Consider the following 13,867-nt stretch of genomic DNA (forward strand, 5'->3'; position numbering starts at 1 on the left):
TTTCCATCTATGAAACACTGGACAGCCCAAAAAGTTGTAAGCTTCGGGTTTGCGTTCGTAATCCTGGTCTCGGCGATCATCTGCCTTTTCACCTTTTTCCGGCTGGGGAAGATCCAGGAACAGGCGACGGAAGTGGACCGCGACCATGTTCCCAGCCTCTATATCACCGGGCAGATCCTCCTCCACACGCTGGAGAATGACAACGAAGTCCTGGGCTACGTTTACGCCAGCGACCCCGCCGTGAAGGCGCGCTTTAAGGCGTTGATGGACGAAAGCTCCAAGGAAAACTCCGCCCTCGTCGAGCAACGGCGGGCGCTGGTCGCCAGGGGAACCACGGAGGAGAATACATTCAGCAAAGCCATCGAACGGCGGGAGGCTTACCTCGCGGCGCGCAACGAAATGGTACGCATGGATGAGCAGGGGCGCTCCAAAGAGATTCTCGGCTTTTATCAGGATAAAGTCTCTCCCGCGCTCAAGGCGTACATCGACGAGCTCGACCGGCTGCAGGAGGCCGACCACGTTGACGCGAAAAAGAACCTTGCTGAAATTCCCAAGGCGGTGAACGAAACCAAGTGGGTCGTCTTTGGCGGCAGCGCCTTGAGCTTTTTGCTGGGCGTTGGGGCCGCCTGGATGGTCATCCGGATGCTCGGCGCGACCCTCAGGAACCTCATGATGTCCCTCATCCAGGTCAACAGCAGCGCCACCGAAATGGCCGCCACGCTGAAAGAGCAGCAGGCCAGCGCCAACGAAGTTGCCTCCACCTCGGTGGAGATCGGCTCGACGGCGAAGGAAATCTCCGCCACCACGAAGGATTTGGGCAGGACCATGAGCGACGTCGCCTCGGTATCCGAGCAGGCTGCGGAACTGGCCAGCGGCGGCCAGGCCGGGCTCTCGCGCCTGGAGGCGACCATGAAGCAAATCATGGGAGCCACGGCCAGCATCTCTGGCAAGCTCGCGATCCTCAACGAAAAGACCGCCAACATCAACTCCATGGTCACCACCATTAACAAAGTGGCCGACCAGACCAACCTCCTCTCGCTCAACGCCGCCATCGAGGCCGAAAAAGCGGGTGAGTACGGGCAGGGCTTCGCCGTCGTCGCCACCGAGATCCGCCGCCTGGCCGACCAAACGGCCGTGGCCACCTACGACATCGAGCAGATGGTCAAAGAAATGCAGTCGGCCGTATCCGCCGGGGTCATGGGCATGGACAAATTCGCCGAAGAGGTTCGGCGCGGCAACGACGAGGTTTGTGGCGTCACGGTACAGCTGGTGCAGATCATCCAACAGGTGCAGACGCTTACGCCGCGCTTCGAGTCCGTCAACGAGGGGATGCAGATGCAGTCCACCGCCGCCGGGCAGATCAGCGACGCCCTGGCGCAGCTCGGCGACACCGCGCAGCAATCCGCCCAGGCGCTGCGCCAGAACAGCGAGGCCATCGAGCAGCTCATGAAAGCCGCCCACGGCTTGCAAGCCGCCGCCTCCCAGCTTAAATCCAAGGATTCCTAAACGCCCTGGGGCCGGTTGCCCGGGCCGCATCGCCATGCTCTACCTCCTTTTCGAGATCGGTGCCGACCGTTACGCCTTGCCCGCTCCGAGGATCGTCTCGGTGGAACCGGCGGTCCAGCTCAAGCGGATTCCCCAGGCCGCCCAAGGCATCGCCGGGGTGTTTAATTACCATGGCCAGGCCGTGCCCGTCGTCGATCTTTGCGCCATGGCCCTCGGGCGGCCCACGCGAGAGGATAACCTTAGCACGCGCCTCCTGGTGGTGAGCGATCCCGCCAGCCCGGAGCGCCTCCTGGGCCTCCTGGCCGAGCGGGCTACCGAGACGGCCCGCTTTCATCGCCGCGACTTCCAGGAACCGGGAGTGAGGAGCGATGATGCGCCCTACCTGGGGCCTGTGGTGAGCGATCGCCGGGGGCTTATCCAGCTCATCGAGACGGCGCGCCTCCTGACCCCGGAAATCCGGGCCGTGCTCTGGAAGGAGGCGGCCGAAGCGCTGTAAATGGCCATGGTTCGCAGCGAAGCCATCCGCCAGATCGAAACGCTCCTCTTAAGGGGCATCGGGCTCAATATCCGTTCCGTCGGCGTCTCCATGCTGGGGATGGCCGTCCAGGCGCGCTGCCGCAAGCGGGGCTTGGCCAGCGAGGAGGATTACCTGCGCTTGGTCTCCACCTCCCCCAAAGAATTTCAGGCGCTGGTGGAGGAAGTGGTCGTGCCGGAGACCTGGTTTTTCCGCGACCACGAGTCCTACGAACTGCTGGCGCAATGGGCCCGCGAATGGTTCGACGCGCATTCGTTTGGCGCGATGCGCATTTTAAGCGCTCCGTGCGCCAGCGGCGAGGAACCTTATTCCATCGCCATGACGCTTCTGGAAAATGGCGTGGCCGCCGAGCGCTTTTCCGTGGAGGCCTTCGACATCAGCGACGTGGCCCTGGAAAAGGCGCGGCTGGCGCTCTATGGGCGCAACTCGTTCCGCAGCCAGCCTCTCGATTTTCGCGAGAAATATTTCGAAAAAGAGGCCCAGGGCTCCTGGCGGCTGAGCCCGGAGATCATCCGGCAGGTTCATTTCCGCCAGGCAAACATCATCGAGCCCAACCTCAAGCGCAAGGGAGGGGAGATCCAAGTCATTTTCTGCCGCAACCTCCTGATTTACCTCGACGGGGAATCGCGCCGCCGCGTGCTGACCCAGATCAACCACCTTCTTGCTCCGGACGGGGTGGTTTTCCTAGGCCATGCCGAGGGCAGCCTGGCGCGGGACTTCGGTTTCGAACCGGTGCCCATGCCGATGGCCTTTGCCTTTCGGAAGGCCACCAAGGTCAAAAAAGAAAAACGCCCGAAGTCCACCCTCGTCCCGCCGCAGCTCCGCAGGACATTCGCCGCGCAGGTGACCGTGGCCGTCCCGCCCAAGCCCGCGCTGCTCGCGCCTAAAAAGGCGGCCCCGGCGGCGGCCCCGAAACCGGAACCGCTCCTCCAGGCGCAACAACTGGCCGACCAGGGGCAGTTTGAGAAAGCCCGCGCCGCCAGCCTCGCCGCGCTGGAGGCAGGGGGCCCCTCGGCACGTGCCTATTATTTGCTCGCATTGATCGAGGAAGGGGCGGGTAATGAAGCGCAGGCCGAGGAGTACTACCGGAAAACGCTTTATATTGAGCCCGATCACGAGGAAGCTTTGGTTCAGCTCGCCTTGCTTGAAAAGCAGAGGGGCATGATCAAGGCCGCCCGGCTGCTTGAGGAGCGCGCCCTCCGGGTGCGGGCCCGTAAAGCGCCGCCGCAGTCACCCACTCCCTTGGAATTCTTTTGATGAACCCGTCCCATCCTAACCCAGAGCCCGTTGCAGAGCCCGATCGCCTGGTCGTGGACGATTGCTGGAACCGCATCGGCGTGTTTGGCGACAAGAGCTGCAAGGAGTTGCCCACCCACATTCGCTGCCTCAACTGCGAGGTATTCCACGGCGCCGCCGCCCGGCTGCTGGACCGCCGCGCACCGGAGGGCTACCGCGAATCCTGGACCGAGCGGGTCGCCCGCGCGCGCATTCCCAAGCTCGCCGGGACGCGTTCTATCGTGATCTTCCGCGTCGGCACCGAGTGGCTGGCGCTGCCGACGGCCTGTTTCCTGGAGGTGGCGCAACTGCGGCCCATCCATTCGCTGCCCCACCGCTCCGGCGCGCTGGTGCGCGGGCTCACGGTCATCCGGGGCGAGCTGGTCACCTGCATCTCGCTGGCGCATCTGCTGGGCGTCGAGGACTCCAAGGCCCCCGAGGGGGGTGGGCCTGCCAAGGCCGCCAAGGGCCGCAACGCCTACGAGCGGCTGCTGGTCGTGGGCCGCGAGGGCGAACGCGTTGTCTTTGCCGTCGACGAGGTCCACGCGGGCGTGCGCTACCACCCCAATGACTTGAAGCCGATCCCCTCCACCGTCTCGCAGTCCACCTATTCCTACACGCAGGGGCTCCTGGAGTGGGAGGGCCATTCCGTGGGCGTCCTGGATGACTCGCTCCTGTTTTATACGTTGGGCCGCCAGCTTGCGTGATCTCCCTTTTTTCCCTTTCCACAAGGTAAACGTAATTTTCGATGAGCTCCGATAACTTTGGCAATTTTTCGCTGATCGACCTTTTCCACCAGGAGGCCGAAAACCAGACGGCGGTGTTGACCCGGGATTTGCTGGCCCTTGAGCACGACCCGGCCGATCCCGCGCGCCTGGAGGAGCTCATGCGGGCGGCGCATTCCCTTAAGGGCGCGGCGCGGATCGTCGGCCTGGCTGCCGCCGTGAAGGTGGCCCACGCCATGGAGGACTGCTTCGTAGCCGCGCAAAACGGCAGGACGCGCCTTGGCGAGGAGGCCGTGGACGTGCTGCTCAAAAGCGTCGATCTCCTGACCCGCATCGCCCAGACGCCCGAGAAGAAATTTACCTCCTGGAGCAAAGAAAACGCGGGCGAAGTCGAGCAGGCCGTCTTGCAGATCAACGCAATCGCCGCCGCCGAGCCGGTGGTCGCGCAAGAGCCTGCGCCCGCCCCCGTTTTGCCGGAGCCCGCAGCCCCTGTCCTCATTCCCGCCCCCGCCGCGCCACCCAAGCGCAAAGCGAAACCAGCTCGCAAAGAAGAGAAGCCCGTTGCCGGAACGCCCCCGCCCCCGGCCCCCGCCGCACCGGCCGCAGCGAAGGCCGACGAGCGCGTGCTGCGTGTCGGCGCGGCCAACCTGAACCGGTTGCTGGGGCTCGCCGGGGAGGCCCTGGTGGAGTCGCGCTGGCTCTCGCCCTACGCCGAGTCGCTCCTGCGGCTCAAGCGCCAGCAATCGAAACTCTCCGAGACCCTGGAGGGCCTGCGCGAGGCGCTCGTGGGGCAGAACGAGGAAATTCTCGCGCGGTTCGGCTCGGTGCAGCAGCAGGCCGCCGCGTGCGTGCGGGCCCTGGGCGACCGCCACGGCGAACTCGAACTCTACACCCGCCGCTCGGCCAGCCTTTCGCACCGGCTCTACCGCGAAGTACTTTCCAGCCGGATGCGCCCGTTCGCCGACGGCGTGCAGGGCTTCCGCCGGATGGTGCGCGACTTGGCCCGGCAGCTCAGCAAAGAAGTGGACCTGGAGATCGAGGGCGAGGCCACCCAGATCGACCGCGACGTTCTAGAGCGCCTCGAGGCACCCCTGGGCCACCTGCTTCGCAACGCCGTCGACCACGGTATCGAGCGGCCCGCCTTGCGCGTGCTGGCTGGCAAGCACCGCAAGGGCCACATCCGCCTCCAGGCCCACCACGTGGCCGGGCTCCTTTCCATTTCCATTGAGGACGACGGCGCGGGCATCGCCATGGACGAAGTCCGCCGCCAGGTGGTGGCCCGCAGGCACACCACGGCCGACGTCGCCGCCAGCATGAGCGACGAGGAACTGCTCGATTTCCTCTTCCTGCCCGGCTTCTCGCTGCGCGATGAAGTCACCGACATTTCCGGGCGCGGCGTGGGGCTCGATGTCGTGCAGAACATGGTCAAGGAAGTCGGCGGCAGCATCCGGCTTCACAACAGCGAGGGTGGGGGGACGCGCTTCCAGCTCCAGTTGCCGCTGACCCTCTCGGTGATGCGCTTTCTGCTCGTGGAGATCGCGGGCGAACCGTACGCCATCGCCCTGGCCCGCCTGGCCCGGACGCTCCAGGTGCCCCGGGAGCGGATCGAGGTTCTGGAGGGTCGCGAGCACGTCCCCTTCGATGGGCAGCGCGTGGGGCTCGTCTCTGCCGCGCAGATTTTTGGCAAACCGCGCCCGGCCGCCGGGGAGGAAATCTCCGTCGTTATCCTGGGCGACCGTTCCCTGCGCTACGGCCTCGTCGTTGATCGCTTTTTGGGCGAACGCGAGCTGGTCGTGCAGCGGCTCGACGAGCGCCTGGGCAAAATCAAAGACATCACCGCGGGCGCGCTCATGCCCGACGGATCCGCTGCGCTGATCCTGGACGTCGACGACGTCATGCGCTCCATCGAGCTGCTGGTTTCCGAAGGCCGCCTGGAGCAAATGCAGGTGGGCGGGGCCGCGCCGACCGGCCGCCGCCGCAAGCGGGTGCTCGTCGTGGACGATTCGCTCACCGTGCGCGAACTGGAGCGCAAGCTCGTCGGCAACGCCGGGTACGACGTGGAGGTCTCCATCGACGGCATGGACGGCTGGAACGCCGTGCGCACCCAGGGCTTCGACCTCGTCATTACCGACATCGATATGCCGCGCCTGGACGGCATCGAGCTCGTCCGGCTCATCAAGAGCGACGCCCGGCTCAAGACCCTCCCGGTGATGATCGTATCCTACAAAGACCGCCCCGAGGACCGCAACCGGGGCCTGGAGGCCGGGGCCGATTACTACCTGACCAAAGGGAGCTTCCACGACGAAACCTTGCTTAACGGAATCCTCGACTTAATCGGGGAACCGTAGAAAAATGCCGCTGTAAGGGATTCGGGATAATGCTCTAAAATATCATTTTTTACCATGCGCATCGCCATCGTCAACGACGTGCCAATCGCCGCGGAAGCTCTCCGCCGGGCTGTCCTGTCGCGTGGGGAGTACGAGATCGCGTGGGTTGCCCATGATGGCGTGGAGGCGGTGGCCGAGTGCCTCACCGATACGCCCGACCTGATCCTGATGGATCTGATCATGCCCAGGATGAACGGCGTGCAGGCCACCCGGGAAATCATGACCCGCTGCCCGTGTGCCATTCTGGTCGTCACCTGTAGCGTCAACGAAAACGCCCGCATGGTTTTTGAAGCCATGGGCGTGGGTGCCCTGGATGCCGTGGATACGCCGTCGCCGGGCGAGGGGAATCTCGAAAAGGTAAGCGAACCGCTGCTCCAGAAGCTCGACTCGATGCAGGGGCTCCTCGGCCTCAAGGAGCGCCGCAAGCCGTGTGCCCCGCCCGAGCCGCCTTCGGGTAAACGGGAGACCCAGCCGCCGCTGGTCGTCATCGGCGCGTCCGCCGGGGGGCCTTCCGCCCTGGCCGAGGTGCTCGGCAAACTGCCGCCGCAGTTCCCGTCGCCCATCGTCATCGTTCAGCATGTCGACGAGCAGTTCGCCGCCTCGCTCGCCTCCTGGCTCAAGGGCCAGACCGCGCTCAAAGTGCGCGTGGCCGTGGAGGGCGATGTCCCGACCCCCGGCGAAGTCCTGCTGGCGGGTCGCAGCGAGCATCTGGTCCTGACCGGTTCCCGGCGGCTCGGCTACTGCTGCGAGCCGAAGGACGCGTTTTACCTCCCCTCGGTGGATGTTTTCTTCGAAAGCGTGGCCTGCCGCTGGCGCGGGCCGGTCATTGGCGTGATTTTGACGGGCATGGGGCGCGACGGGGCCAAGGGGCTCAAGCGCCTGCGCAACGCGGGCTTCCACACCATCGCCCAGAACCGCGAGACGTGCGCCGTTTACGGAATGCCCAAGGCGGCCTTCGAGGAAGGGGCCGCGATCGAAGTCCTCCCGCTTTCCGATATTTCCGCCGCCCTCTGCAAACGCTGCTCGGCGGCGTCCAAGCCCGCAACCCATTCCCTATGAAGCCCAAACCTGATCACGAATTGCCGGAGTCCTACTACGCCCTGGTGCTGCTGGTGGACGACCAAACCTTTGTCGGCGACGCCGTGGCGCGCGCCCTGGCGGGTCAGGAAGACATTGATCTGCACTACTGCCCGGACCCCAGGGAAGCCCTCGCGCTGGCCAACCAGATCAAGCCGACCGTGATCTTGCTCGATCTCGTCATGCCGCAGATCGACGGCCTCACCCTCCTGAGGCGCTTTCGCGAAAACCCGGCCACGGCCGAGACCCCCATCGTCGTCCTTTCCGCCGAGGAGGAGGCGCAGACCAAGAGCGACGCCTTTGCGCGGGGGGCGAACGATTATCTGGTCAAGCTACCCGATGTGATCGAGTTGCGGGCGCGTATCCGCTACCATTCGCGCGCCTACCTCAATCTGCTCCAGCGCGAGGACGCCTACAAGGCCCTGCGCAAAAGCCAGCAGGAGCTGGTGCGTAAAAATACCGAACTTTCGTTGATGAACGACGAGCTGAAAAAAGCCTTCGCCGAGGTCAAGGAACTGCGTGGACTCCTGCCGATCTGTTGTTCGTGCAAGAAGATTCGCGACGACAAAAACTACTGGCACCAGATCGACAGCTACCTCTCCGAGCACACCGATGTGACCTTCAGCCACAGCCTGTGCCCCGACTGCTATGCCAAAGTCATGCAAGAATGGAATGACAGCCGAAACGAAATCTGACTACTGGGCGGCTCAGCCCGACGATTGCCCCGCGCTCGTGCTACTGGTGGACGACCAGGCCTTGGTCGCCGCCGCCCTCCAGCGCGCCGTGGCCGACGAACCGGGTATCGACCTGCATTACTGCTCCAACCCCATCGAGGCGCTTTCCGTAGCCCGCGATCTTAAGCCGACCGTCATTCTGCTCGACCTCGTCATGCCCGGCGTGGACGGCCTGACGCTGCTGCGGAAGTTCCGGGCCAACCCGGAAACCATGTACACGCCCATCGTGGTCCTCTCCACCAAGGAGGAGCCCGAGACCAAGAGCGCCCTCTTTAGCGCGGGGGCCAACGATTACATGGTCAAGCTGCCTGACCGCCTCGAGCTGCTCGCCCGCATCCGGTATCACTCCACCTCGGCCTGGCACCGCATCCAGCGCAACGAAGCCTTTGAGGCGCTGCGGCGCAGCCAGCAGGCCCTGGTGGCCAGCAACACCGCCCTCGTCGCTGCCAACGAACAGCTCGGCAAGGCCACCCAGGCCAAGAGCGATTTCCTTTCCTCCCTCACCAAGGCGCTCAACACGCCCATCCAGAGCATCGTGCAAAAGGCCGAGCGCCTCCTGCAAGGGACCGCCACTGAGGTCGAAGAGCGCCGCGGGATCAAGTCGATCCGGCACACCGCCGAGAACCTCGAACGCCTCGTGGGCGATGTCCGGGACTTCTCCCGCATGGAGGCCCACAAGGTAAAGCTGGAAGCGGTTAACTTCGACCTGGCTGACCTATTCGAGGAACTCCTGGGCGCGATGGAGGGGGCGGCCGCCGCCAAGGGCCTTTACCTGGCGGCCATGATCCCCCCCAGGACCCCAACATGCCTCAAGGGCGACCCGGAGCGCCTGCGCCAGGTGCTGGCCAACCTCGTCGTCAACGGCCTGGAGTTTACCACCCAGGGAGCCGTCGCCCTGCGCGTCACCCAGCTCAGCGAGACGGAGCTTCAAGCCATCCTCTGCTTCGAGGTGCAGGACACCGGATGCGGCATCCCCGTCGAGGCGCAGACCCGCATCTTCCTGCCCTTTAGCAAGGGGGGCGAACTGCCGCCGCACGACGGTCGGGGCGCCGGGCTGGGCCTGGCCATCTGCCGCGAACTCGTCGAGCTGATGGGCGGCCACATCGGCCTGGAGAGCGCGCCGGGGAAAGGCTCCATTTTCCGCTTCACCATGGCGTTCCTGAAACAGAAGAACGGGGTCGCGCAGCCCGAGCTCGCGGACACTCCCGAGCCCGAGGCGCAGCGCGTGCTCATCGTCGATGGCCGGGAGAGCGTTCGCCGCCTCATCGAGAACCAGCTGCACTACTTCGGCTTCCCCGTTTGCGGCGCGGCCGATGCCGAGGAAACCCTCCGGATGCTGCGTGCTCCCGGCGGCTTACCCTTCGAGCTCGTCTTCCTCAACGTTCCCGAGGAGGACGCCCTGCCGCTCGCCTCGAAAATCCGCTCCGAGCCCTCGCTCGCCTCCGTGCGGCTGGTGCTTTTATCCCACGAAGGGGCGATCGACTCCGCCCCCTGGGGCATCGACGCCATCCTGCCCATCCCGCTGCGCAAGCCCGCCGTCCTCCAGTGCATCCGCGAACTGGGCAAGAAATCGCCGCGCCCAAAGTAACCCGGGCTCTTGCACTTTCCCTGGAGATCGCTCATCCTTTAACCCATGCCTTCGATTTGCCAAATCGCCGCTCTCGCCCGCAACCTGACGCTGGGCTTGATGCTCTGGTGCGGCGTGCAGGCGCAGCTTGCCCGGGCGCAACTGGCCCAGCCCGGCCAGGACATCGTGCGCGCCTGCGGCTCCATCGCCGTCGCCCTGCCGCTCTCGGACGCCGTCCCGGTGTTCCGCTCCGAGCGGAATATCGAGCTGGTTTTGCGCTCGGCGGGCGGGACGAGCAACGGCCTGGATGCCCTCTCCGAGCGCAGCGTTAACATGGCGCTTTCCAGCCGCGAACTGACCCCCGTGGACCGGGCCAACAACCCGGAAATGCAGCTCGTCGAAACGCCCCTCGGCATCCAGGTGCTGCTGCTCACCGTATCGCAGGACGTCTGGAACGCCGGCGTCCACTCGCTGAGCGCCGGGCAAATGCGCGGCATTTACGAAGGGGACATCACCTCCTGGAAGCAGCTCGGCGGGCCGGATACCAAGATCCGCCTCTTCGTCCAGGAAGAAGGGCGCGGCAACTGGGAAATGCTCGTCCAGTGGCTCTACGGGGAGATTCGCAAAGCGCCGGTCTGGAAAGGCGGCCGCGTCAAGTCGATGCAGGAAACGCGCAACATGCTCGAATTTACCCCGGGAGCCGTCTCGCTCCTGCCCCCAGCCTTTGTCGATAACCAGAACGTCTACGCCGTCTCCCTCAAGAACGACGCGAACAAAGTCATCGACCCGACCTACGAGAACATTTTCAACAAAACCTATCCGCTCTTCCGGCCCCTTGGCTTCGTCACCAACGACCGGCCCACCGGTGCCGTGAAGGTCATCATCGACTTCATGACCGGCGAGCGCGGCCAAGCCATCCTCAAGCAGTACGGCTACCTCACGGTCCAGGAAATCGAGGCCGCCCGCAAGAAAACCAGCGGCAGCAGCCACTGACCCCAGGCCCGCGCTAAAATCCGCTCGCAGACGGCGCGAAAAGCTGGAATAATCCCCCCTCCTTCATGTTCCCGCGCGGCAAAATCACGCTCGTCCTCTTCTTTTTCGCCATATGCGCCGTGGCGGCCCTGGGCCGCTTTGGAGGCCCGGGAGAGGATCAGCTCAAACCGGCCGATCTCTTCGAAGCCGTCCGCGGCCAGATGGAAGCCTGCCGCAGCGGCGATTACCCCTCCGCCTACCGGCAGACCTCGGCCACGGTGCGGGAGAAATGCCCGCCGGAGCGCTTTGCCGACCAGGTGCGCAACGAGAGCGCCCGCATGGGCCAGGCCGTGCGGGTCGAGTTTGGCCCCTGGCAGCGCCGGGGCCGCCGGGCCGTGGTGGAAGTCTTTTTTATCGGCCGCGACGGCACCGTTACCCCCTGCGTCTACTCCCTGGTTAGCGAGGCGCAGAAGTGGAAAATCGAAGGCACCCGCTGGCTGGCCCCCTCGCGCCAGGCCCTGCGAATGGGCGGCCTAAGAAGCTAGCCGCCCCCTGACCTTTTCTTAACCCCAATATGCTTACCTGGAGAAAACTGACCTCTGCCAAGTGGGAGGATGCCTGGCTCGAACGCCTGCAAATCGTCGGCCCCACGCGGCTGGCCGTCGTCCGCCTGGCCAACCACAAATCCCTGCGCATCGAAGCCTACGGCCTGACCAAGAAAGAAGGCGAAGGGCTTGTTCGGCAGTTTGGCGGCCAGCTTCGCGAAATCAAAGACAAGCCGATCAGCGAACCGCCCGCCCGCAAGCCGCTTGCCATCCGCAACCGCCTCTGGGTCGTTGATTCCGAGAAAACCGCACGGCAGCTCACCGACTCCCGCCCCGTCGTCATCATCCCCGCCGCCATGGCCTTCGGCACCGGCGACCACGCCACCACCGCCTCCTGCCTTAGGCTCCTGTGCGACCTTTCCGCCGAACCGACCGGCCCCTGGGACTTCCTCGACCTTGGCAGCGGCAGCGGCATCCTGGCCATCGCCGCCGCCAAGCTCGGCGCGCGCAAAGTCGAGGGGTGCGACTTCGACCCCCACGCCGTCCGCACCGCCAAGGAGAATATCGAGCTCAACCAAGCCGGGTCCGTCGCCATGCTCAAGCGGGACGTCCTCGCCTGGGCCCCCAAGCGCCAGTGGGCCGTCGTGGCCGCCAACCTCTTTAGCCAGGTCCTCATCCAAGCCGCCGACGCCATCACCGCCGCCGTCCGGCCCGGCGGAGCGCTCATCCTCTCGGGTATCCTCGTCATCCAGGAAAAAGAAGTCCTCGCCGCCTTTGGCAAACGCGGATTCACCTTCGAGCAAGCCATCCACAAAGGCAAATGGGTCAGCCTGCTCGGGCGGAAAAAGGGAGCGAAATAAGCGCTCCCGGGACGCGGTTGGCCGTTGCACTTCGCCTTCATGCGCGCTAAAAACGCCCAAAACCCTCTATGAAACCGTACCTCGCCACGGCAGGCTTGTGCTGCTTCCTACTCCTCGGGAGCCCGCTTGGGGCTCAGACCCCGTCGTCCCCATCGCCCACCCCCGCTGCGAGCCCCTCGGCCGCCCCCTCCGCCACGCCGGGCCCGTTCGCAGAGCTTAAAACCAAGCAGGAAAAGCTGACCCTCGAAAATGGCATCGCCGAGCAGGAGCTCAAAAAATCCCTCGCCGCCCTCACCGCCGAAAAACAGCGCCTGGAACTCGAAAACGGCGTCGCCCAGGCCAAACTACAGGGCGAACTAGCCGCCACCCAGGCCCAGATCGACAAGCTTGCCAAGCAAACCGACTTGATCCAGAAGCGCCTCGCCCGCGAAGAAGCCGAGCGGAAGAACAAAACCGACGCCGAACTGGCCGAACTGCGCGGCAAACTGGAGAAAACCCGCCTCCAAGCCGACGTCGCCGCCGCCGAGGCCGCCAACAAGACCCGCGAAATCCAGGCCCGCGACCTGGAGGTCCAGCTCAAGACCAAGGAACTCATGCTCGCCCGCTCCGAGTTCGAGATGCAAGTCGCCAAGCTCAACTCCGAGATCGACCTGCGAGAGAAGCGCGACCAGTGGAAAAACCGCGTCGACCGCGACATCGCCTACACCAAGGAACCGTTCAAAAACGGCGTGCTCACCATCAGCGACCGCCGCATCGCCTTGAACGATATCATCCTCATGGACACCGCCGACTACGTTGCCGAGCGGATCGACTACTTTAACAACCAGAGCCAGGAATACCCCATTTTCATCGTCATCGACCGCTCCCCGGGCGGCTCCGTCATGGCCGGGTATAAAATCCTCAAAGCCATGGAGGGGAGCCCCGCCCCGGTCTACGTCGTCGTCAAGTCCTTCGCCGCGAGCATGGCCGCGGGCATCACCACGCTCGCCCGGCACTCCTACGCCTACCCCAACGCCATCATCCTCCACCACCAGATGATGTCCGGCATCTTCGGCAACGTTACCGAACAGAAGGAGAGCATGAAGGAAATCGAGGAATGGTGGCGCCGCCTCGCCTCCCCCGTGGCCAAAAAGATGGGCATCAGCCTGGAAGAGTTCATCAAAGAGATGTACAAAAACCGCATCACCGGCGACTGGCGGGAATTCGGCGACAACGCTCGGAAGCTCAAGTGGGTCGACGACGTCGCCGAGACCATCCGCGAGGAATCGCTCGTCAAAAACCCCGACCTCAACGCCACCCCCCGGCCACCCACCCGCTTCCCCCTTGCCAAGGAGGATGTCGACGGCAACGGCAAGCACTTCATCCTGTTGCCCAAGCCCGGCCCCCTGGATTGCTACTACCTCTACAATCCGGATAACTACTACCGGGTGGCCCAGTAACCCGGGCCTCGGCGTTGCAGGAGAGGTTTTTGGGGACGAATCCTCCTGAGCCTGTTAAACTTGTCCTAGAAAGCGAGGGGGCCGCCCCCCTGCGGAGGAGAGTTTTGCCGCCAACCGAAAAAGACGTTGACGCCCGCCTTACCGCCCCGTTAGCTTTTCCTTTCGAAATTACCGAAAAAAAACCACTCTGCCTACGCTGGTTTGGCCCGGAAAACGCCCTGAAAAGCCGCTTTTCGGCCGCTCGG

Annotated in this window: 11 protein-coding genes and 2 pseudogenes; all 13 read left to right on the forward strand. The window is 64.5% G+C overall.

The window, feature by feature from the left end:
- Positions 1–9: 9 nt before the first annotated feature.
- Positions 10–1,506 (forward strand): HAMP domain-containing methyl-accepting chemotaxis protein, encoded by a 1,497-nt coding sequence (locus tag B2828_RS06915; RefSeq protein WP_479632971.1) that lies wholly within the window; start codon positions 10–12, stop codon positions 1,504–1,506.
- A gap of 34 nt (positions 1,507–1,540) precedes the next feature.
- Positions 1,541–2,002, forward strand: coding sequence for a chemotaxis protein CheW (locus B2828_RS06920; protein WP_479632972.1), 462 nt, complete (start codon positions 1,541–1,543; stop codon positions 2,000–2,002).
- A 6-nt stretch (positions 2,003–2,008) separates the two neighbouring features.
- A complete protein-coding gene (locus B2828_RS06925) occupies positions 2,009–3,298 on the forward strand; it encodes a CheR family methyltransferase (RefSeq protein WP_479632973.1) in 1,290 nt (429 codons plus the stop codon).
- Positions 3,298–4,023, forward strand: a complete 726-nt coding sequence (locus B2828_RS06930; protein WP_479632974.1) for a chemotaxis protein CheW — start codon at positions 3,298–3,300, stop codon at positions 4,021–4,023. Before B2828_RS06925 ends, B2828_RS06930 begins: the two co-directional genes overlap by 1 nt.
- A 41-nt stretch (positions 4,024–4,064) precedes the next feature.
- Entirely contained in the window at positions 4,065–6,389 is a 2,325-nt protein-coding gene (locus B2828_RS06935; RefSeq protein ID WP_479632975.1) for a hybrid sensor histidine kinase/response regulator, read from the forward strand.
- A 54-nt stretch (positions 6,390–6,443) separates the two neighbouring features.
- Complete coding sequence (cheB, locus tag B2828_RS06940) at positions 6,444–7,487, forward strand: chemotaxis-specific protein-glutamate methyltransferase CheB (protein ID WP_479632976.1); 1,044 nt, start codon at positions 6,444–6,446, stop codon at positions 7,485–7,487.
- Positions 7,484–7,987, forward strand: a pseudogene (locus B2828_RS06945) (response regulator); the annotation flags it as partial. The gene cheB and the pseudogene B2828_RS06945, both read left to right, overlap by 4 nt.
- A 190-nt stretch (positions 7,988–8,177) precedes the next feature.
- A pseudogene (locus B2828_RS06950) lies at positions 8,178–8,678 on the forward strand (response regulator); the annotation flags it as partial.
- Positions 8,658–9,827, forward strand: coding sequence for a hybrid sensor histidine kinase/response regulator (locus B2828_RS06955; RefSeq protein ID WP_479633368.1), 1,170 nt, complete (start codon positions 8,658–8,660; stop codon positions 9,825–9,827). The pseudogene B2828_RS06950 and the gene B2828_RS06955, both read left to right, overlap by 21 nt.
- A gap of 45 nt (positions 9,828–9,872) precedes the next feature.
- Entirely contained in the window at positions 9,873–10,799 is a 927-nt protein-coding gene (locus B2828_RS06960) for a substrate-binding domain-containing protein (RefSeq protein ID WP_479632977.1), read from the forward strand.
- 65 nt (positions 10,800–10,864) lie between these two features.
- Complete coding sequence (locus B2828_RS06965; protein ID WP_479632978.1) at positions 10,865–11,323, forward strand: DUF4864 domain-containing protein; 459 nt, start codon at positions 10,865–10,867, stop codon at positions 11,321–11,323.
- Between the two features lie 29 nt (positions 11,324–11,352).
- Complete coding sequence (locus B2828_RS06970; RefSeq protein WP_479632979.1) at positions 11,353–12,183, forward strand: 50S ribosomal protein L11 methyltransferase; 831 nt, start codon at positions 11,353–11,355, stop codon at positions 12,181–12,183.
- Positions 12,184–12,251: 68 nt separating this feature from the next.
- Positions 12,252–13,622 (forward strand): ClpP family protease, encoded by a 1,371-nt coding sequence (locus tag B2828_RS06975; protein WP_479632980.1) that lies wholly within the window; start codon positions 12,252–12,254, stop codon positions 13,620–13,622.
- Positions 13,623–13,867 lie beyond the last annotated feature (245 nt).

The organism is Spartobacteria bacterium UBA695 (assembly GCA_002298145.1).
GTDB lineage: Bacteria > Verrucomicrobiota > Verrucomicrobiia > Chthoniobacterales > Chthoniobacteraceae > UBA695.